1 protein-coding gene is annotated in these 355 nt (G+C 66.5%); it reads right to left on the bottom strand.

Features of this window, described 5'->3' with window-relative positions; all coding sequences use genetic code 11:
* Positions 1–355: helix-turn-helix transcriptional regulator (locus tag B4F73_RS00255; RefSeq protein ID WP_290482239.1), on the bottom strand; the 355-nt coding region annotated here is incomplete at both ends.

Below are 355 nucleotides of genomic sequence, written 5' to 3'. Positions count from 1 at the left end.
CGCTTGAAGGCGCGGGTGAAGGCGCTCTGTTCGGAAAGCCCTGTCAGGAAAGCCACTTCCGCAATGGAATAGCGCGTGTCGGCGAGAAAGCGCTCGGCCGTCTCGCGCCGCGCCTGGTCCACCAGGGCCTGGAAGGTCAGCCCCTGGTCCGACAGCCGGCGCTGCAGCGTCCGGGCACTCATGCCGAGATCCGAGGCAACTTGCGCCAGCGACGGAATGCCATCGGTCAGCACATCGGCAATCTGCAGCACGACCTGCCGGTCCAGCTGGCGATCCCCGGACTCGGCCGGCAGCATTCCCTCGGCCTGGGCGCTCAGGAATTTCCAGATGCTTTCGTCGCCGACCAGGTTCGGCT

The organism is Hyphomonas sp. UBA3601 (genome assembly GCF_002375605.1).
Taxonomy (GTDB): Bacteria; Pseudomonadota; Alphaproteobacteria; order Caulobacterales; family Hyphomonadaceae; genus Hyphomonas.
The sequence above is the reverse complement of the archived record's forward strand: the minus strand, read 5'-3'. Positions and strand labels throughout refer to the sequence as shown.